The sequence below is a fragment of the Mesobacillus sp. QJM3NY_10 genome (assembly GCF_056173465.1).
On the sequence record NZ_CM149675.1, the window covers coordinates 2,365,319 to 2,385,843 of the forward strand.

The window sequence follows — 20,525 nt, forward strand, 5'->3', positions numbered from 1 at the left end:
AATGTACATGATGGATTTAACAGCCTCAAAATTCAAGGAAATTAAATCTTCAGTAGACACTGTATTGCTGCCAATTGGAATGATTGAAATGCATGGACCTCATTGTTCACTCGGAACGGATGTATGGATTCCGCGTGAGTTTGTCAGACGGCTTGACCAGAGAATTGGAGACAGAGTATTGATGGCCCCTGAAGTTGCTTACGGTCATTCTTGGGGTCTTGCCCCATTTGAAGGAACGATTGATATTTCTGCTGAGGCCTTTTCTCAATATGTCTATGAAATCGGAAAAGAGTTTCACCGAAATGGTTTTGAACAGATTGTCCTGTTCAACGGACACGGAGGCAATATTCCAAGCTTGACGACTGTTGCCGAAAAGCTTGCTGACTTAGGGTTGAAGGTTTTAACCATCAATTGGTGGGTGGATTACCGTGAACAAATTCTTGAAATCACAAAAGGACCTGGCCATGGTGGTGAAGATGAGACTTCATTGATTCTTGCCATTGATGAGAAGCTTGCGGATCCTAGTCTTGCTGGTGACCATCAGGTAAATATGAATCTGAAGATCAAGTACGAAAAATCAGGCAAGCAGTTATTTAAGGATGGCTATCTAGGCAATGCTGGCGCGGCAACAGCCGAAAAAGGCGAAAGATTATATGAAATGATGCTGGAGCTAGTTTTATCCGATATTGAAGATCTATGGAGGGTTGCTTATGAATCGGTCAATTAAGGAGGAGAAGCAGATGTTGAGATGGACTGATGAGCCAGTTGGGGAAAAAATCGTTGATATTGTCGTTAGTTTGAATGAACAAGCGCAAAAGTTACACAGCCAGGAGGTTGCCACGGCAAGTTACAGTGATGTGAAGCCAACGCTTTCCAGTTTCGATGAGATTGGTAACGCTTTGGATGAAGTAGAAAGTGCACTCAAAGCGACAGAAGGACATGAAGGAGAATATTTGAGAGCTATGGCGAACGGGTTCCGTTATTTTGCTCGTAGCCTGCAGGGTGACAATGTCCCATATGAAGAACTGATTGCGAACATTCAAGAGCTACCATCCACCTTAATAACTGATCAGCAGTTAGAACATGCAAGGGATGTGGTTGAGAAAGGATTGTCAGACCTTGGCTACAAAGGAAGTTTATTTGAAAAAGCTACTGCCTGGCGTTCTGATACATTGATTGATCCTGAACAGGTGACAACAGTAGCAGAAAACTTTCGGGAAAACAGCAAGCAAGGGACTTTAAAAAGGGTGATCGGTCTGCCAGAAGAAGATGGGATCGATTGGATCAAGCCAATCAGGGGAGTGTTCTGGAGCGGGTATTCTAAATATACCGGCAGCTATCGAGGAAACTTAACCTTCAATATTGACCGCCCATGGACAGAACCGATCCTTGCACAAATCATGACGCATGAAGGCTATCCTGGACACCAGGCGTTCTATTGCCGATGGGATTACTTATTCCAGCAGGGAAAGCTTCCACTCGAGGCTTCGTACTACTTAATCAACAGTCCTACCAATGCATTATTTGAAGGTGGACCTGAAACAGCCCTAAGCTTCCTCGGCTGGGATGATGTAAACGAAGAAACACCTGGTGTCACGGATGAGCAAAAGCAACAGTACTTGCTCGCAAGGAATTATCTCGATTACCAAAGGATGTTCACCACTAATGCATGCTATATGTATAACCTTGGCCAGGTATCAAAGGAGGAAGCAATAGATTATTTAATCAATAAAGGCGGTATAACCGAAATTGAAGCAAACAATGCCTTCCGATTCTTCTCAGACCCTATACAAAAAACCTATTTCCCTTGCTACTACTATGGCCGATGGATGGTAGGAAACGCCTATAAAGAAACTCCTAAAGAAAAACGAGAAGAGTATTTCTCCATTCTCTATGACACACCACATACAACGCAAACCTTTATTAAAGCGATCAGCAAGCTGAACGGAAAAGAATTCGATGCTTTTAACACGTTGAAACAATAAAAATGGAAGGTGAGGCTTTTGGCGGCTTCACCTTCAAAAAAATATTTTCAGTGGAGGTGAATGAATGGAAATAACTATTATTGGCTCGGGTGCGATCGGAGGGGTTCTTGGCGCCTATATCGCGAGAGCAGGTGTAAATGTAGTTTTCTGTGATATTGAGCAAGATCATGTAAATCACATCAGGTATAAAGGACTAAGAATAGAGGGTCCGGCAGAAGAATTTGTACTCAAAGGAGAAGCGTATACCCCAGAAGAATTGATAGCAAGAAACAAGCAGCTTGATTGGGTTTTTATTTGCACGAAGGCCCACCATGCTCAACAGGCATTGGACCAGGTCCACCAATTAATCAACAAAGACACAACAATTGTATCCTTTCAAAACGGATTAATAGACTTAATAGTTCCAAAAAACAAGAATATATCTGAGCCACTATGCTGTTTTGTCAACTTTTCGGCAGATTATCTTGAGCCAGGACGTATTTTGTATGGTGGGGTATCCTCTGTTGCGATAGGAGAATTTAATGGGACATCTACCGATAGATTGAAAGAGTTGAAAAAGATATTGGAACATTGGGGACCAGTTAAAGAAACGAACAATATAAAGGGTTATTTATGGAGCAAGTTATCCTATGCAGCCTTATTATATGCAACCGCTCTTGTGGATGAAACAATGGCAAATGTTGTGGATAGGAAAGAATTCAGGGCTGCACTTATTGAGCTTTGTGCTGAAGTACTTGAAGCAGCACATATAAAGAGTGTGAATGTCATTTCTTTTGACGTATGGAAGCCGGAACTAATTTATCCGAGGGATAATCAATACACAGACTTGCTAAATGAAGAATTTGACCGGATTTCGTTTTGGATGTCAAAGAATAAAAAACAAAAAAGTGGAATATGGCGGGACATTGCCATAAGAAGGCGAAAGACAGAAGTAGACTTTGATTTAGTTCCTATATTAGAGATTGGCAGACAGCATAATTTGTCCTTCCCTCTAACTAAATTTGTAATTGAAAGAATAAAAGAGTTAGAGCAAGGGGCCAAACAAATGTCATGGGATAATCTAATGGATTTGAAAAAGGTATATGAGGATGATGTACTAAGGTAATGAAGAGAGGGGTTTGAGGATGAAAAAGAGTCAACCTTTTGTATTATTTATATTGCTGCTTTGTTCAGTCTTATTAATAGCTGGGTGTAATAAATACAATGAAGAGGCTACAACAAAATCGAATGATCAAAAAGACAAGTCAGCAGCTGACACTGCCAGTGAAGTCTTCAATTTTGCAACCAATCAGGATATTCCTCACTTAGATCCTCACGGAACTGGAGCTAATACATCTTTTAGAATAACTTATATGCTCTATGATCGACTTGTTAATTATGATGGTACCACCACAGAAATTACTCCAATGTTGGCGGAAAAATGGGACATTGCAAACAATGGACTGAGTTATACTTTCCATTTAAGAAAGGACGCAAAGTTTCATGATGGCAGTGCCGTTACTGCAGAAGCGGTTAAATATTCATACTTAAGAGCATTAAAAGTAGGTAAATCAGCAGCGGGACAGTTTAAAAAAGTAATTGATGAAGATAGTTTCGAAATTGTCGATGATCATACGATCACTATCAATCTCAAACATCCATATGCTCCATTTCTTAAAACTTTAGGAACTGTTTATGCGAATATAGTCAATCCGAAACTAGCTGAACATGAGGGTGAAGACCTAGGAGAAGAATACCTTGCTGATAAAGAAATGGGATCTGGACCCTATAAACTTGAAAGCTGGGAACGAGGGCAGAAACTTGTCTTAACTGCAAATGAAGACTATTGGGGAGAAAAGCCAACTTTGAAGAAAGTTAATATACTGGTTATTCCAGAGGCATCGACAGCAAGAATCATGCTGGAAAAAGGTGAAGTGGATATGCTGGACACTACCACTATTTCTCCATCGACTCTGGAAGAGATGGACGGCAAAAATGGAATCAAAGTTCATTCTTCTCCAAGCTACAAATTAGTATTTGGAGACATGAACATGTCGAAAGCTCCATTTGATAATCCTCTTATTAGAAAGGCGTTTGTCCATGCAGTTAACTATGAGGCGATTATAGAAAATATCTATCTTGGGAATGCATTTAGGGTAAACTCGGCAGTTCCTAAGGGTATGTTCGGCTTTGCTAAGGATACTCCTCTATATCCTTATGATTTAGAAAAATCAAAGCAATTAATCGAAGAGGCTGGTTACAAAGATAAGCTTGAATTTGAAATTTCAATTTCAGAAAATGATGAGGTTTATAAAAACATGGCCGTGACTATCCAATCAGATTTGGCAAAGATTGGTGCAAAAGTAACTATAAAAGAATACGCGTGGCCTACTTATCTAGATTTAATAACTTCAGGAAACCATAATATTTCGTTAGGCGCTTGGACACCTGACTTTGCAGACCCTGATTATAACTTATGGTATTTTGCGCATTCCTCAAGTAAAGGACCGGGCTTTAACACAGCATTCTATGACAATAAACAAGTTGATCAACTGTTAGAAGAAGCACGTACTACTGTTGATGAAGCAAAACGCGAAGATTTATATGAAGACGTTCAAAATATCATGGCAGAAGAAATTCCTTACGCCTTCATAGCACAAACGATGGAAAGCGCGCCTGTAAAGGAATATGTAAAAGGATATGAAATGAATCCAATGAATACATGGTATGTGCCTTTCCATAAAATGTCCAAATAAATATGAGAGGGCAGGTTTTGAAAGGTTTAAACCTGCTCCTTTAAAATCCTAAAGCCGATTTTAACGTAAAAAAAGCTATTTTGTAGTTCGGTATTAAGTGTGCAAGCTCTTTTCTCCTAATAATCTTTATTTTTGCGAAGAAACATAGGTCATTTAATCCTATTTTGTAGTCAATAGCAACAAAGTTTGAGAAAAGAGGCTTCATATTAAAGTGAAAGAGGCTCATCAACATGATCGAATTGAAATACTTTACAGAAGAAGACATCCCACAACTTATAAGCTGGATTGATAGTCCTGAATTTTTACTGCAATGGAGCGGGACAGGATTTACCTATCCGCTGACTCACCAACAGCTCATTAAGTATTTGGGTGAAGCAAATAAAGAAGGTTCAGAGATTCAGGCTTTTAAGGTTGTTCACGTTGAATCATCAAAGGTAATCGGGCATATTTCGCTTGGTTCAATCAATCTTCATAATGGAAATGCGAGAATGTGTCGGGTCCTAATTGGTGATGAGGAGATGAAAGGCAAGGGCTTAGCTCCTTTAATGGTCAATAAGCTGTTAAATATAGCATTTGTACAATTTGGACTTCATAAGGTGAGCCTTGCTGTATATGATTTCAATACCCCAGCTCTTAAACTCTATCAGAAAATGGGTTTTCGAACAGAGGGATTGATTAGAGAAGCATCAAGAATAGGGAACGATTATTGGAGTTATTATGAGATGAGTATTTTGGATCGAGAGTGGAGTTCAGCATTAAATGGAAATGGGAGGGAGAACCTTGGAAAAGTTGACGGTGATTGAAAGAGAAATATTATCCCAAATAGATGCGAATCAACTAATGGATTATAACAGGGAAATTGCCAAAGAGGTAAGGCTGTCAGGATCTGAAGAAGAGCTTCGTGCGTTCAAGTTTGCCCAAAAGACTTTGGAAAGCTTTGGGCTAGAGACTGAACTTTCTTATCACGAAGCGTACATTTCTCTTCCACGTAAAGCTATCTTAAAGATTGGGGATCTCGATGTTCCATGTATTACTCATTCAATGGCACCTTCAACCAAAGAGAGCGGGATAAGTGGGGACTCTGTTTATATTGGTGATTATTCAGATGGTAAGCTTTCTCTTTGCAAGGGCAAAATTTGCGTTGTAGAAGGCATTGCAAGTCCGGAAGTTATAGCGAAGCTTAGTGGTGCCGGAACCCTCGCCGCCATTTTTATTAATGGACCTTATACACATGAGATGATTGTTTCAACTGTTTGGGGTAGTCCCACTTTTGAAAATATCTCCCAAATGCCGAAGATTCCTGTCGTTTCGGTAAATGATGACTCTGGTGAAATCCTTAAAAAGTTGATTGCTGAAGGGAAGAGCCAGGTAGAATTACATACCGAGGTTGAAACAAAATGGACAACAATCCCAACGTTAATCGCCGGCATTAAAGGTGTAGAAGAACCGGAGCATTTTGTTTTATTCAGCGGCCATATCGATTCGTGGCATTACGGAGCCATGGATAACGGATCTGCAAATGCGACGATGCTAGAGGTAGCAAGAGTGCTGTCAAAATATAAAGAGCAAATGAAACGATCGATTCGTTTTGCTTTTTGGTCAGGACATTCTCATGGCAGATACGCTGGTTCACAAGCCTACTGTGATCTGCATTGGGAAGATATACACGAGAATTGCGTCATGCATTTCTATGTTGATTCTGTCGGAGGCAAGGGAGCTACTATTCTGAGCGAGAGTAACTGTATGAGTGAAACTAAAGATATTGCCTCTCTCTATGTGAAGGAATTAGCCGGCCAGGATTATATTGGAAGCAGATATGGAAAGTATGCTGACCAATCTTTTTGGGGAGCGGGAGTTCCTTCCTTGTATATGGGAATGTCAGAACAACGCTTATCTAATGATCCGATGTCCCAAAAAGTGTTTCAAGTTTTTGCGGGTAAGGAGGCAGGAGGATTCGGTTGGTGGTGGCATACAGTTGAAGACACAATCGATAAAATCGATCCGGCCAATTTAAAGCGCGATTGTGAAATCTATGCTCTCTCAATCTATAAAGCTTTAACCGATCCAATTGTGCCGATCAACCAATTGGCTGCGGTTCAAGAAATCAAAGTTACAATAAAAAAATATCAAGAAACAGCAGGAGATAAAGTGAAACTAGACTTGACCTTGGAACGTTTAAATGAACTTGAAGAAGTAATCATGAAGGTGCAATCTACTTTACCAACTTCGGGCCCGTTGGTTGAAGACCAGAAGGCAATCAATAAGAGAATCATGGCAATTTCACGTAGTCTTGTTCCTCTTAATTATGTAAGTAATGACCTTTTCGAACATGATCCGGCTGTTGGTTTATTGCCAGTTCCCTCGCTCTCGTCAATTAATAGAATGGCTTCCTTGGAGAAGGGGACACATGAGTATTATTTGTTGAACACCTCTATAAACAGACAGGTTAATAAAGTAAATTATTTATTGAAAAATGCACTTAAAGAGGCTCATACCTTATTAACTTTTAATAAAAAAAGGAGTGGCAATTATGTCGGCAATTAAAAATAAAGTCGTAATTATTACAGGGGCTAGCAGTGGGATCGGTCGTGCAACTGCTGTTAAATTAGCAAGTGAGGGTGCGAAAATTGTTCTTGCTGCAAGGAGGGAAGAACGATTGCAGGAGCTTGCCGAGGAAATACAATCACTTGGCGGCACAGCTGTTTATAAAGTTACCGATGTCACTTCACTGAAGGATGTTCAAAATTTGGCTGGTTTCGCACTGGATCATTTCGGCCAAATTGATGTGCTTTTCAATAACGCTGGAATCATGCCGCTTTCCTATATGAAAAATAATAGAGTGGAAGAATGGGATCAAATGATTGATGTCAACATTAAAGGAGTTTTACACGGAGTAAGTACTGTACTTCCTCATATGCTTGAAAAAAACAGTGGTCACATCATCACGACATCTTCCGTTGCAGGACACGGAATCTTCCCATCAGGAACAGTTTATTGTGCAACAAAGTTTGCTGCCAGGGTGATTATGGAGGGATTGAATAAAGAATTGACCAAATCGAATATCAGAACTACTACAATCTCACCAGGAGTTGTTGATACAGAGCTGCCAGATTTAATTGTTGACCCAGAAGTGAGACCAATATTTGAGAACCCTGAACTCCCATCCATCAAAAGTGAGGACATTGCCAATGCGGTTTTTTATGCTTTATCACAACCATCCTCCGTTGCTGTAAACGAAATCATCATTAGACCGACAAATCAAGGGTGATTTTTTAACTCCTTTTATTAATTAACTAAAAGTAAAGTCGTTGTATCACTGAAGGAAGCAGGTCTAGATGACTTGCTTTTTTCTATTTCCTACAGGAATATTTGCTATTTCTCCCGAATAGGTAACGAATAAATCTAGTTAGAGGAGGAAGAAGTCCTATCAATGCAAAATTAAAACCACTAGTCGGAGGGCTGATATCAGGGATGGTCCTTGGTTTGTTTTTAAAACTCATCCAATCTGTAACAAGCCTTAAAGTGTATACTTTATTGCTGAATGTTGATTACATACCGATTCTTAAGAATTTAAAGTTATCTGAAGCTGTTGAGTTTGGTTTGCATTTGGTGATCTCAATAGGGCTCGGCATAGTTGTGAACTATTACATCAGCAGAAAGGGAGTAGGAAAAGAAGCATTACACCGCTTTGTTATTAGAATTAGCTTAATCGTAGGTTTGTTGCTTTACCCAACAACGCTTTTATCAGAACGGACGCCGCCCATCACAAGTGCATATGCCTTTTTATTTTGGATGGCGGGTCACTGGATCTATGGCTTCGTTTTAGGCAGAGTTTTATCGTATAAGGAAGGAGAGAGGGTTTGAACAAGAAAAACTTCTATATATTAACCATCGTTATTTTAATTTTACTTATATTTGGTGTTACCAGATGGGTCGATTATCGTGAAAAGAATTTAGCAGATTTACTAGATACAGGTAAAATTGAAAAAATCTATTACAATCAGCTTCCGAAAATGAATGAAAAGGCAGCTTATAATCGGCAATTAACTGATAAGCAGTCAATTCAGGAGCTGATTAGTTTTCTAAGTCAATATAAAGTAAAAAAAATCGGAGACCGCGATTTTGTTTCTGAATATCCAGATGAACAATTCCAATTCCAATTGGAATATAGTGACAACAGAGTCACGATGCCTTCCTTAATCGAAAGAGAAGTTTTGTTATTCGATATGTACCAATTTGAAATTACCAATGGCCCGGTGGATTATGAATGGCTGGAGGAGTTTTTAGAGAGAAAGGGAGAAAAAGTGTAAAAAAGTGGTTGATTATCCCTTTATTTGAAACCCTTTATAATTCTCATACGTAATTGTAGTAACCACTAATCTTCAGGAGGTACGTAGTGATGATAAAGAAACTACTGGTTATGGCAATTATACTAATCGCTTTTTTATCAGGCTGCAGTGAAGAAGAACAACAATTGAAAGGGTTAATATCGGATAAAGAAGGTACATATGGCTTGTACATCGTTGGTGATGAAGAAGTTGATGGAAGCAAGCTCGCAAAGGAAGGCATTGATGAATCAAAAATTCATACAATTTATCACCCAAAGTCGCTGGAAGTAGCTCAGCAGTCCTTCTCGACTGCCGGGATTAAAAAAGAACCTGCATATGTAGTTCTGGATAATAACGGGATCGTATTAAAAACTTATGATTATGATGAATTGGTGGAGTATCTTAAAGCAAATATCGGTAAGTGATATTCAAATACTTAACTAGCTGTTGGTTTGCTTTGAGTGCCGATTTTTTAACATAGACCATATGCCGATTAAAACGAGTAATACAAAGGTTACTTTGATTATTGAAACATGCTCAATTAATGGTGAATGGGTTGAGCGATTTGCCGAAAAAATTGACCACCACGTCGGTTCTGATAAAGTGATTGTCGATACAGTAAACCAGATGATGAATAAAAAGAAGATTGACAGCCAATATAATTTCATAAATTGCACCTCGTTAAAAGCTCAGGAAGTCCTGAGCTTTTTAATTGTCCGAAAAGGGCGTCAAACAGAAAACCATTTTAATAACAATAGAAATTTGGCGAGCTATATTAAATCCACTCTATTTTTCCTTATCCGCTTCTCTAATAACTTCCATATAAAAACTAATCGCGTTCAAATAGTTATCAATACTGATATTCTCATTTGTACCATGCATCCGGTTCAGGTCTTCTGATGTCAACTGGACAGGGAGGAACCGGTAGGTGTTTTCGGCGATACTGTCGTAATGCTTTGCATCAGACCCGGCGAACATTAGATAAGGTGCGATGACTGCTTCATCATAGATGTTTATCGCACTTTGATGGATTGTTCTGAAATGCCAGCTGTCAACGGCAGAAACACCTGAGGCTTCTGAACCCACTATTGTCACTTTGATATCCTCGTCATCAATCGTTTTTTCGATATAATCCTTCACTTCTTCCAACGAATCACCTGGCATGAGGCGCAGATTGATGATTGCCGAAGCTTTTTCTGGAAGGGCGTTATACTGCTCGCCGGCATGGAAAATCGTTGGTGCGATCGTTGTCCTGATCAGCGCAGATGATGCAGGCTGCTGAAGCAGGATTCTTTCGATAACCGGTTCGAAAATTAACTTGTTGGCAAAGACATATTTCATGGCAAAGCTCATTTCAGGAGCGACAAACTCAAATAGATCCTCACCAGGTCCCTTCAGGTCGGCGGGGAACTGGGTTTCTTCTAGCTTGGCAATCGCGCTGGCAATTCTGCCGATGTTCGTCCGGTCTTTTGGCTGCGATGAATGGCCGCCGCTTCCTTCGATAGACAGCTCTGCAGTCGCAGACCCTTTTTCAGAAACACCGACAACGCCCACAGGTTGATCGACACCTGGAATCATGTTCTCCACGATGGCCCCGCCTTCATCTAAAACGAAGTCAAACTTAATGCCTCTTTCTTTAAGAGTACTCACAATAGAGGCAGCACCTTCATCACCGCCGATTTCTTCATCATGTCCGAACATTAGATAGATATCGTGGGCAGGCTGATAACCTTCTTTGAGCAGGTGTTCTGCAGCTTCAAGTATTCCAACTACACCGATTTTGTCATCCAGTGTACCGCGTCCCCAAATCTTTCCGTCTGCAATAGTCCCGCTGAAAGGGTCATGCTCCCAGTTTTCCTCCGTGCCTTCAAGGACAGGAACGACATCGTAATGGCCAGTCAAACCAATAGGAAGCTTCGTTGAATCTGTTCCATTCCATTTATATATGAGCGCATGGCCATTCACTTTTTCAAGCTCAAGCTCTTCATGCACGATAGGAAAGCTCTCTTTTAAAAAAGAAATGAAACGGTCGAATTCAGTTAGGTCCATTTTGTTGCGGTCCTGGTAGGAAATAGTCTTGAATTGAATCGCTTTTGATAGAGTATTGATCGCATGGTCTTCCTTGATTGTACCGTTAAAGTGTTCGGGTGAGGGCTGGCGGGATTCCAAGGTGAGGGCATTGAACAGGGTGACAATGATGAAAACTAGGAGCAAGCTGCCGATTATGATTAGGGAGTACTTTAGTTTTTTCATAGATTATTAGAAGACCTCCTTTTTAAAAAAAGCCCCCGGTTTCCCAGAGGCTAATAATTAAACAATTTCAGGCGCTTGAGGCTGTTGTTCTGGTTCTGGAACAAAAGCGAGAATGACCATTCCAATAACGAATAGGATGACGAGGCTGAAAACTCCCATACTCGAATTGCCAGTAAGCTGTGCTGTCAGTCCAACCATTAACGGGCCCATGATGGAAGCGAACTTTCCGAAGATGTTATAGAAACCAAAAAATTCATTCGCATTCGCTTTCGGTACCAATTTTGCAAAATAAGATCGGCTTAATGCCTGAATACCGCCCTGTGATGTAGCAACAAGCATTGCCAGGATCCAGAAGTCAGTCGTTGTTTCCAGGAAGTAAGCGTAAATACAAACAAAGATATAAACGGTAATTCCGACATAAAGCATTTTTTTACCGGTAAAACGCTCGGATAATTTTCCGAATAAGATTGCGAAAGGCCAGGCAACAATCTGGGTAGCCAAAAGGATGATTAATAGGTTAGTAGAGCTGATTCCTAAATCGGTTCCGTAAGCTGTAGACATCGTAATGATCGTTCCAACACCGTCAATGTAAAAGAAATAAGCTAATAAGAATAAAAATAATGCCCTGTATTTCCGGATTTCCTTAAAGGTTTTTCCTAAACGTCTAAAGCTTTGCAGCACCAGTTGCGGTTCGCGCTCGATGTAATGTTTTTGGTGCACATTTTTAAACATAGGGATGGAGAAAAGTCCCCACCAGATGGCGGTAATGATAAAAGCTGTCTGACTGGCCAAGGTCATAGAAATTGGCAGGATCTTTGTCTGGGCTAAAATAATGATTGCGATACTGATAATGAATGGAATCGTACTCCCGATGTAACCCATCCCGTAACCGCGTGATGATACTCTGTCCATCCGTTTATCTGTCGTTACATCAACGATAAAGGCATCATAGAAAACATTGGAACCTGTCGATCCGAGCACGGCAAGGGTGTAGACGACAAGCAGCATGAGCCAGTTTCCGCTCGGCACGAAGGCAAGACCAGCTGTAAAGGTGATTCCTAATGTAAAGAAAATGGTGAAGAAGCGCTTCTTCATACCTTGATAATCTGCAATGGTTCCTAGAATTGGTCCGATCAATGCCAAAATGAAGGTGGCGATGGCAATCGTATAACCCAAATAGGCGGTCGAATTTGACAGACTCACACCAGCCTCAGTAGCAGAAGCCTTATAAAATAGCGGGAACACAGCCGTCGAAATGATAATCGAATAAGCCGAGCTGGCCCAGTCATAACGAATCCAGCTGCTCTCTTCCTTCGTAAAACCTTTCATCCTTTTGCCCCCAATAAGATCGTATTTTTGTCTATTAAGTTGCACCATAACTACTCTACGTTTATAAAAGTATCCCAACCGCTATTATTAAAATTGTTGCAACCGGAGATAAAAGCGCCTCAACCGGTAATAAAATTGTTGCAACCGGAAATAAAAGCGTGCCAGCCGGTAATAAAATTGCTGCAACCGGAAATAAAATTGTCCCAACCGGTAATAAAGCTTCTCTCACCCTAAAATAAGGCTATCCCAAGGGTGTAAAACTGTCTTAACCGCTAAAATATCTCTTCCAACTGGTATTATAATTCGCTTCAAGTGCACGAAAGACCTTCTTTCCTAGTGCTAAATATCCAAAATCCCTTCGAGGATAGAGCCATCTGTTTCGCCAAGGTCAAGACCAAGAAGGCGAGCAAAGGTTGGGCCTTCATCTACAAGGTGCATCGACTTGATGGAGATTCCTGGGCGGATGCCTTTTCCAGCTGCGAAGAAAACAGTGTGATAACCTTCTTTTTCAGGGGAGTATCCATGGCAGGCAAAAGTGTACTTTTTTGTTCTGGCATCCTCTTCGGTTACTTCTTCAATGTAGTCACCGTCTATTGACTCGCTAAAGTAATATCCTCTGGCAGCTTCCAGCATCCTGAAGGCTGTTCCATCAGCTCCTTTTGCGTTTGCTTCTGCACCAGTGATGGCTGCTTCAATGCCATTGCTTTCATCCTGTAAAAGATCAGCTAATATATCTGTAACTAGATTTTTCGCTGCATCATCGTTTGGGTCTTTTACATAGATATAGGCTGAGCCGTCACAACTCTTGCAATAGGCTTGCCAGTCGGTCACTTTACCTGATGCATTGGTTTGGATAAGTCCTCGTTCTTTAAATAATACGTTCAATTTAATTACTTTAGACTCATCAAGTGCACTGTGGTCACCAAGAATGGCAACAGTTGTATTCTCAGCAATTCCAGCCTCTTTGAGTGCATCCATGATTCTTCCAAGTCTCTTATCATGGCGGTGAAGCGCAGCCTGTGCTTCTTCTGATGAAAAACCGTGCATATGGCGCTAGGAGTCGAGATCGACAAAATGGATCAGCATTAATTCAGGCTTCCTCGTTTTGATGGTTTCCACTGTTGATTCAAGAACGAAGTCATCAAGCTCAGGCTGGCTCAATCCGTTTCTGATATGTCCGAATTTCGAGTTCATTTCAAGCTGGTATCGAGGACTCCCATTGGAAAGAGAAACAGGAATCTGGTGATGCCAGGGGCGATTTGCAAAAATTTCAGGCATGTTGTAATCGATAGCAGCTTTTGCCGTGACTGGCCATAATAATGCGGCAGTTTTCATGCCCGCCTTTTTAGCCTCATCGTAGAGGGTTGTCCCTTTAACATGTTGACGGTGCCAGTACCAGTCTGGTGAAATTTTGCCAGGTTGGATAAAGGTATTGTTGACAATACCGTGCCGATTAGGGAAATTGCCGGTCACGATTGTCGCATGGCAAGGGTATGTAACAGAAGGATAGATCGTTTCCACCTGTGTACAGAAAGAACTATTTTCTATAAAAGCCTTAAAATTTGGCAGCTCCCTGAGCAATGGAACATCATGCTCAGAAAGACAGTCAAAGGAAATGACGATTAAGTGGTCTGTCAGTTTTTCCATGTCAGCCTCCAAAAGGTTTATATACTAAATATAGCAGAATATTTTGGGAAAAATAATCAGGTTTGCCATTTTCGTAAGGAAGGATTTCCTGTTCCATTAAAGAAGTAATTAAGTATCTGAAAAACTGGAGGCAGATTGAATGGGTTTAATTGAGAAAGCATTGCAAATTGCTTCAATGGCACATGAAGGACAATATCGTAAAAATACAAAAATCCCGTATATTGCCCACCCCGTGGCAGTAGGGATGATTTTACAAAAAGCGGGATACAGCGACGAAATGATTGCAGCTGGGATTCTGCACGACACGGTTGAAGATACCGACTTAACAATGGAAGATATCGAGCGGGAGTTTGGAAAGGAAATTGCCATGATCGTCGAAGGCTGCTCAGAGCCAGACAAGTCTCTTTCCTGGGAAGAACGAAAGGAGCACACAATCGAGTTTTTGAAGACTGCATCAGAAGAAATCCGCGTGGTAGCTTGTGCTGATAAACTGCATAATATCAGGTCAATTCGGAAGGACGCCGAACAATCAGGCGAGGAAGTTTGGAGCAGGTTCAGACGCGGAAAAGTGCAGCAGGAGTGGTACTACAGGAATGTTGTGGAGAGTCTCGGGCATGCCACGAAATTTCCTCTTTTGGCAGAGCTAGAAATAGAATTAGATCGTTTGTTTGAAAAAGGAGAAATCAAGTACAACGAATCGGATTTTTCGTTAACCGAAGATGCTGGATTGGACAAAGATGACATCCTGGATAGGAAACATCCTAATCGGCAATAAGACAACAGGAGTGTGAAGGATGGAGACAACGCTCATTTATAAAGATGGATCTTCAAATAAATTTTGGAAAATCAGCGTGGCGGGACAGAGTTATAGTATTACGTATGGAAAAATCGGAACTGTAGGCGCGGTAAAAGTGAAAAGTTTTGATTCTGAAGAAGCCTGTCAAAAGGATGCCGATAAACTGATCAAATCTAAGTTGAAGAAAGGTTACACTCCGGCTAATCCTGTCGACCAGGTGATGAAGGAAAGCTCGATGACCGAAATCGTATTTTGGGAGATGCTTAAGACTGCAAAGCAAAAAGGAGAAGACCCCGAGGAACAGATCGAATGGCTGGTAAACAATTTAACAAGGAAGCCAGTCAAGGATATTGTGATGTTCGATTACTTTTTCAATCAGAATTATCAGAAGTCATACAATTCCGACCTTTGGGCTGCGGCCTATATCATTATGGGAGGAGCCACGGATGATTCTTTTGATTATTTCAGGGCCTGGCTGCTTTTCCAGACAGGCTTAGACTACGACGATTACTATGATTTATATGTACAACTTACAGGAGACGAAACGATGCCACCTGAGATTGAACTTGACTGGCTTGAAGATGATGAAGAAGGATTGAAAAAGAAGTTCCCTGCCTTATGGGAAAGGTATGGAGACAATCCATTAGAGTATTAACAACCAGGAGGGAAAAAATGAAATCACCACTTTACAATAAAGTAAACAATGTATTTATCCACGTGAGCAATTTGAAAAAATCTGCAGAATGGTACTATAACCTGCTGGGGATACCATTTGATGCCGAAAAGATAGAGTCACCAGTCCATAACATCCCGGTTACATCTGAAACAGGATTAACCCTGGACGATCACACCTTTGACCCAGGTTTTAATTTGAAGCCTTCAGACCATGTTCTGTTTAATATTCTAGTAGATGATGTTGATGAAGCCTATAGCTTTGTGAAGTCGAATGAAATTACAATCACCAAAGAAATTGAGCGAATTGGCGATTTTGCCTACTTCAACTTCAAGGATCCAGACGGAAATGTCTTGATGATTTGTAACTGTTAAGCGGTATTGGTGCCCCTATAACGGTGAAATTTACTTTTATGGAAACCAATAGGCGGTATTGGAGCCCTAAAAGGACCCTAACTAGAACCAATAAGGGTCATTGTTGCCCTAAAAAGCTCGAAATTAAAATTATAGGTAACCAATAAGTATCATTGGTGCCCTAAAACCGCCGAAACTAGGATTATAGGTAATCAATAAGCCTGATTGGTGCCCTGAAACTGCCGAAACTAGAATTATAGTTAACCAATAACCTGGGAGTAAACTTCATTTACCCATAAATGGTTTTTATTTCCTTGATTTACCTGTATCATCCCTGGGTAAAGAAAGATAATTCCTAAGAAGGGGTGATAAAGATGAAGACGAAAGTGAAAATATCAAAAGAAGAGCTATTTAATCAAATTCAGAATAGTGATGGGAACTTAAGAATTTCGTCTGTGTCCTCAACTGAAGAAGGGGAAGAAGTGATCGCCCTGGCTAAGCACCTTGAACTTGAAGGCAAAATTGTTTTATTGGAATACTGTTTGGATAAAAAGCCACTGGCTGTTTCCCTGAAAACAAAAAATCCTGACTAAAAATATAAATTCAACTGGCGAGCCGCTTTTAAGTGGTTCGCTTTTTTATTTACTAGGTAATAAGAACCAAAAAGGCTAAGGAAACGCTTTCTTTTTAAAATTATAAAAATTTATAATTGACTGAATATTATATCTATATTATTATCGTCCTAATACTTTTTTTCTTTCGCAAAGCGAAGCGTTTAAGTAAAGAAGAAAATGGGGGGATTCATGATGTCACAGATGTTAGCTTTGGTAATTGTTGTATTCATTTTACTAGTCGGTGATTTAGTTGCTGTTAGGACGAAGGCATGGATTCCGTCCATGTTCGTCTCAGCTGTTTTGTTCCTGATTGGATATTGGACGTTCTTCCCGAAAGAAATCGTAGCACTTGCTGGTGTACCATCGACAGTGGCTGTGATGATGATGTATTTGTTAATCACAAATATGGGAACATTGCTTTCAATTCAGGAATTGAAAAATCAATGGAAAACGATCGTGATTGCGTTATCAGGTATTTTAGGAATTATCACAGTACTTTTGAGTGTCGGAACTCTAATCTTTGGATTCCAGACAATGGTTGTTGCTGTACCACCTTTAGTTGGTGGAGTCGTTTCCGCCTTGATCATGTCTGAAGGAGCAAAGGAAGCAGGCCTTGCCACACTGTCGGTATTCGCGATTGTTATTTATGTCATGCAGGGTTTTGCGGGTTACCCATTAACCTCTCTCGTTCTGAAAAAAGAAGGCAAGAGACTTCTAAAGCAATATCGCGAGGGCAGCCTTGCAGCTAATGAAGTGGCTGCAACAGTTGAAACCGCCGCGCCACCTGTTGAATTGAAGCTTTTTAAAAACATGCCCCAAAAATATAATACCGAATTCTTTAAGTTTTTCAGGCTCTCACTGGTCGCATATCTGGCTTATTTAACTTCAACACTATTGGCACCGTTCGTCTCAGTAAGTCCATTTGTACTTGCCCTATTATTCGGTGTCATCGCCACTAGCGTTGGTTTCCTTGAAAAACAGGCCCTGCAGAAGGCCAATGGATTTGGGATCGCGATCCTCGTCTTGATGTTATTCATTTTCGATGGATTGAAGCAGGCTACACCAGGTATGCTCCTTGAAATCATTGTTCCGCTGCTTGGTGCAATTGTCCTTGGAATCACAGGAATGTACATTTTCTCATTTATTGTCGGCAAGATTTTAAAGGTGAGCAAAGAAATGGCCTTTGCTGTATCATTAACAGCACTTTATGGCTTCCCGGCAGATTATATTATCACCAATGAAGTCATCAACTCATTGACTGAGGATGAAAAAGAAAGAGAAGCCTTGACCAGCCATATGCTTCCACCAATGCTTGTGGGCGGCTTTGTAACCGTCACGATCGTATCGGTCGTACTTGCTGGTATCTTCGTTGGATTCTTGTAAGAAAAGAGGGGATGAGATTGGTAGAGTTGAAGGAACGAATTGAACAGCATATTCATCAAATCAGTGAATACACTGCGACTCCTGGTAAAGGAACGACAAGACTGACATATAGCCAGGAGGATTTAAAGACTCGCAATTATATCAAAGGAAAAATGAGAGAGTATGGACTCGAGGTTAGAGAAGATGGATTCGGTAATATTTTTGGCAAATTGGAGGGAACTCTGAAGGACGCACCGAGCGTGATGGTCGGGTCGCATTTTGACTCCGTTCCTCACGGCGGTTCCTATGATGGTCCAGCAGGCGTTGTCGCCGCACTAGAAGTGGCAGGGCTTTTTGCTAAAAATAACCTAACGCCAAAGTATCCTCTCGAAGTTGTTGCATTGGTTGAAGAAGAAGGAGCAAGGTTTGGCGGGGGACTAATGGGATCCCGCGGGATGGTCGGCTTACTGGGTGAGGAGGATTTTCATAACCTGAGAGATTCAAACGGCGTTTCCACAGTCGAAGCAATGACCGAAGTTGGACTTGACCCGACGCTTCCGAAAAAAAGAGATCCGAAAACGATAAAGGCTTTCCTCGAGTTACATATTGAACAAGGTCCTATTTTAGAAGAAAAAAAGATTCCTATTGGTGTGGTTGAAGCGATCGTTGGACTGACTCAGCTTGAAGTAACCGTTAAAGGACAGGCAGGGCACGCAGGAACCACCCCGATGGATCGCCGGGCCGACGCACTGGTTGCTGCAGCTAATATTATCGGTCGTTTGCCAGAACTTGCTGAAGAAGAAGGAGCAGGAACAGTTATCACCACGGGTCGTTTGAATGTTTACCCGAACGGCGCCAATGTCATCCCGGATGAGGTGGTCTTTTCAGTTGATATTCGTTCCGGAAAGGAAGAAAACGTCCTGAGTGTCATCGATAAAACAAAGGCTTTAGTTCATTCTTATAGTAAAAATGGAATTCAAACAGCAGTAGAGCTGCTTTTATACATCCAGCCGAAAGAGCTGAATCCAGGCATCCGCTCTCTTTTAAAAGAGAAAAGCGAAGAGTTGGAAATTCCGTTTTGTTCTATCAATAGCGGTGCAGGGCATGATGCAATGGTTTTATCCGACTATACAGATGTAGGAATGCTGTTCATTCCAAGCAAAAATGGACTTAGCCATTGTCCGGAAGAATGGTCAGATTCACGAGACATTGCTAGAGCGGTAGAAATTTTTTACGAAACAGCCAAAAGCTTAACGGAGGCGGAATGATGATAAACGAAAGATTAAAAGAAGCTATTAAGGAATACAAAGACGAATTAACAGAGTTGCGCAGGAAGCTTCACAGCGAGCCGGAAGTTTCATGGGAAGAATATAGAACCACAGATTTCGTTTGCGAATATCTGGATCAGTTAGGAGTTTCATATAAAAGGACCGAACCAACAGGTGTCATTGCTGAAATCAAGGGTGGCAAGCCAGGCAAGACCGTCGCCTTGAGAGGAGATATGGATGCACTTTCTGTCGAGGAACTAAACAAGGACCTTCCTTACGCTTCGAACGAAGATGGAAAAATGCATGCATGCGGCCATGATGCGCACACTGCAATGCTAATGGTCGCGGCAAAGGCGTTGAATGAAATCAAGGATGAGCTGCCAGGAAATGTCCGTTTATTGTTCCAGCCTGCCGAAGAAGTAGCAGAAGGGGCCAAAGCTCTGGTGAAACAGGGTGCAGTCGAAGGCGTCGATAACGTTTTTGGCATTCACATTTGGTCGCAAATGCCGACCCATAAGGTGAGCTGCACTCCCGGGCCATCCTTTGCATCAGCGGATTTGTTCAAGGTCACTTTTAAAGGAAAAGGCGGACATGGAGCAATTCCGCAGGATTGTATCGACACCGCGGTCGTTGCATCTTCTTTTGTAATGAACGTCCAATCTGTGGTGTCGAGAACGATTGACCCTCAGCATGGCGCGGTTCTCACAGTCGGTAAAATGGTGGTCGGCACACGCTTCAATGTCATTGCCGAAAATGCAGTGATCGAAGGAACAGTACGCTGTTTCGATCCCGCAACACGTGACCACATTGAAGCCCAGCTTACGCATTATGCCGAAAGTGTAGCGGCTTTATATGGCGCAACAGCAAAAGTAGAATACACACGTGGGACACAGGCAGTCATCAATGACGAGGAAAGTGCGTTGCTTGTTCAGCAGGTCGCATCTGAGTCATTCGGTGAGGATGTCATCTATCATGAAAAGCCGACGATGGGAGGGGAAGACTTCAGTTTCTATCTTGACGAGGTCCCAGGCAGTTTTGCACTTGTAGGCAGTGGCAACCCTGAAAAAGATACAGAATGGGCTCACCACCATGGCAAATTCAATATTGATGAAGACGCTCTGGTAACAGGAGCAAGTCTTTATGCACAATATGCCTGGGCTTTTTTGAACAAATAAAAGGAAA

The 20,525-nt window shown here is 41.3% G+C and carries 20 protein-coding genes and 1 pseudogene; 17 read left to right on the forward strand and 4 right to left on the reverse strand.

All coding sequences use genetic code 11. The features are described 5' to 3' along the window. Position 1 precedes the first annotated feature (1 nt). From AC0VX7_RS11950 to AC0VX7_RS11995, 10 genes are all read left to right on the forward strand, one after another. Positions 2-727, forward strand: coding sequence for a creatininase family protein (locus AC0VX7_RS11950; RefSeq protein ID WP_475428029.1), 726 nt, complete (start codon positions 2-4; stop codon positions 725-727). Between the two features lie 13 nt (positions 728-740). Continuing rightward, positions 741-1,985, forward strand: a complete 1,245-nt coding sequence (locus AC0VX7_RS11955) for a hypothetical protein (protein ID WP_475428030.1) — start codon at positions 741-743, stop codon at positions 1,983-1,985. A gap of 64 nt (positions 1,986-2,049) precedes the next feature. Further along, complete coding sequence (locus AC0VX7_RS11960) at positions 2,050-3,090, forward strand: ketopantoate reductase family protein (protein ID WP_475428031.1); 1,041 nt, start codon at positions 2,050-2,052, stop codon at positions 3,088-3,090. 19 nt (positions 3,091-3,109) lie between these two features. Further along, the gene (locus tag AC0VX7_RS11965; RefSeq protein WP_475428032.1) at positions 3,110-4,720 is read left to right on the forward strand and encodes an ABC transporter substrate-binding protein; all 1,611 of its coding nucleotides are present in this window, start codon (positions 3,110-3,112) and stop codon (positions 4,718-4,720) included. A 230-nt stretch (positions 4,721-4,950) separates the two neighbouring features. Beyond that, the gene (locus AC0VX7_RS11970; protein ID WP_475428033.1) at positions 4,951-5,523 is read left to right on the forward strand and encodes a GNAT family N-acetyltransferase; all 573 of its coding nucleotides are present in this window, start codon (positions 4,951-4,953) and stop codon (positions 5,521-5,523) included. After that, complete coding sequence (locus tag AC0VX7_RS11975; protein ID WP_475428034.1) at positions 5,501-7,264, forward strand: M28 family peptidase; 1,764 nt, start codon at positions 5,501-5,503, stop codon at positions 7,262-7,264. Before AC0VX7_RS11970 ends, AC0VX7_RS11975 begins: the two co-directional genes overlap by 23 nt. Beyond that, the gene (locus AC0VX7_RS11980; protein WP_475428035.1) at positions 7,251-7,988 is read left to right on the forward strand and encodes an SDR family oxidoreductase; all 738 of its coding nucleotides are present in this window, start codon (positions 7,251-7,253) and stop codon (positions 7,986-7,988) included. Before AC0VX7_RS11975 ends, AC0VX7_RS11980 begins: the two co-directional genes overlap by 14 nt. Before the next feature lie 215 nt (positions 7,989-8,203). After that, entirely contained in the window at positions 8,204-8,584 is a 381-nt protein-coding gene (locus AC0VX7_RS11985; RefSeq protein ID WP_475428036.1) for a hypothetical protein, read from the forward strand. Next, entirely contained in the window at positions 8,581-9,030 is a 450-nt protein-coding gene (locus AC0VX7_RS11990) for a hypothetical protein (RefSeq protein ID WP_475428037.1), read from the forward strand. Before AC0VX7_RS11985 ends, AC0VX7_RS11990 begins: the two co-directional genes overlap by 4 nt. Before the next feature lie 89 nt (positions 9,031-9,119). Further along, entirely contained in the window at positions 9,120-9,473 is a 354-nt protein-coding gene (locus tag AC0VX7_RS11995) for a hypothetical protein (protein WP_475428038.1), read from the forward strand. Positions 9,474-9,488: 15 nt separating this feature from the next. Here the strand turns inward: AC0VX7_RS11995 and AC0VX7_RS12000 are convergent, their stop codons facing one another. The 4 genes and pseudogenes from AC0VX7_RS12000 to AC0VX7_RS12015 all read right to left on the reverse strand — a co-directional run bounded on the left by AC0VX7_RS12000 (position 9,489) and on the right by AC0VX7_RS12015 (position 14,277). Next, complete coding sequence (locus tag AC0VX7_RS12000; protein WP_475428039.1) at positions 9,489-9,716, reverse strand: hypothetical protein; 228 nt, start codon at positions 9,714-9,716, stop codon at positions 9,489-9,491. Positions 9,717-9,834: 118 nt separating this feature from the next. Continuing rightward, on the reverse strand, positions 9,835-11,301 hold the full coding sequence (locus tag AC0VX7_RS12005) for a M20 family peptidase (RefSeq protein ID WP_475428040.1): 1,467 nt from the start codon (positions 11,299-11,301) through the stop codon (positions 9,835-9,837). Positions 11,302-11,358: 57 nt separating this feature from the next. Further along, entirely contained in the window at positions 11,359-12,630 is a 1,272-nt protein-coding gene (locus AC0VX7_RS12010) for an MFS transporter (protein ID WP_475428041.1), read from the reverse strand. A gap of 339 nt (positions 12,631-12,969) precedes the next feature. Continuing rightward, positions 12,970-14,277 (reverse strand): annotated as a pseudogene (locus tag AC0VX7_RS12015) (alkaline phosphatase family protein). 139 nt (positions 14,278-14,416) lie between these two features. Between AC0VX7_RS12015 and AC0VX7_RS12020 the strand changes: the two are divergent. From AC0VX7_RS12020 to AC0VX7_RS12050, 7 genes are all read left to right on the forward strand, one after another. Next, the gene (locus AC0VX7_RS12020) at positions 14,417-15,052 is read left to right on the forward strand and encodes an HD domain-containing protein (RefSeq protein WP_475428042.1); all 636 of its coding nucleotides are present in this window, start codon (positions 14,417-14,419) and stop codon (positions 15,050-15,052) included. Between the two features lie 19 nt (positions 15,053-15,071). After that, entirely contained in the window at positions 15,072-15,728 is a 657-nt protein-coding gene (locus tag AC0VX7_RS12025; RefSeq protein WP_475428043.1) for a DUF4240 domain-containing protein, read from the forward strand. A gap of 17 nt (positions 15,729-15,745) precedes the next feature. Further along, entirely contained in the window at positions 15,746-16,120 is a 375-nt protein-coding gene (locus AC0VX7_RS12030; protein WP_475428044.1) for a VOC family protein, read from the forward strand. A 353-nt stretch (positions 16,121-16,473) separates the two neighbouring features. Beyond that, complete coding sequence (locus AC0VX7_RS12035; protein ID WP_215029821.1) at positions 16,474-16,692, forward strand: hypothetical protein; 219 nt, start codon at positions 16,474-16,476, stop codon at positions 16,690-16,692. Positions 16,693-16,905: 213 nt separating this feature from the next. Then, positions 16,906-18,096 carry a hypothetical protein gene (locus AC0VX7_RS12040; RefSeq protein WP_475428141.1) on the forward strand — a complete coding sequence of 397 codons (1,191 nt, stop codon included), beginning with the start codon at positions 16,906-16,908 and terminating at the stop codon, positions 18,094-18,096. Between the two features lie 11 nt (positions 18,097-18,107). Next, positions 18,108-19,343: an allantoate amidohydrolase gene (locus tag AC0VX7_RS12045; protein WP_475428045.1), complete on the forward strand. Its 1,236-nt coding sequence runs from the start codon at positions 18,108-18,110 to the stop codon at positions 19,341-19,343. After that, complete coding sequence (locus AC0VX7_RS12050) at positions 19,343-20,518, forward strand: M20 family metallopeptidase (protein ID WP_475428142.1); 1,176 nt, start codon at positions 19,343-19,345, stop codon at positions 20,516-20,518. Before AC0VX7_RS12045 ends, AC0VX7_RS12050 begins: the two co-directional genes overlap by 1 nt. Positions 20,519-20,525: the final 7 nt, after the last annotated feature.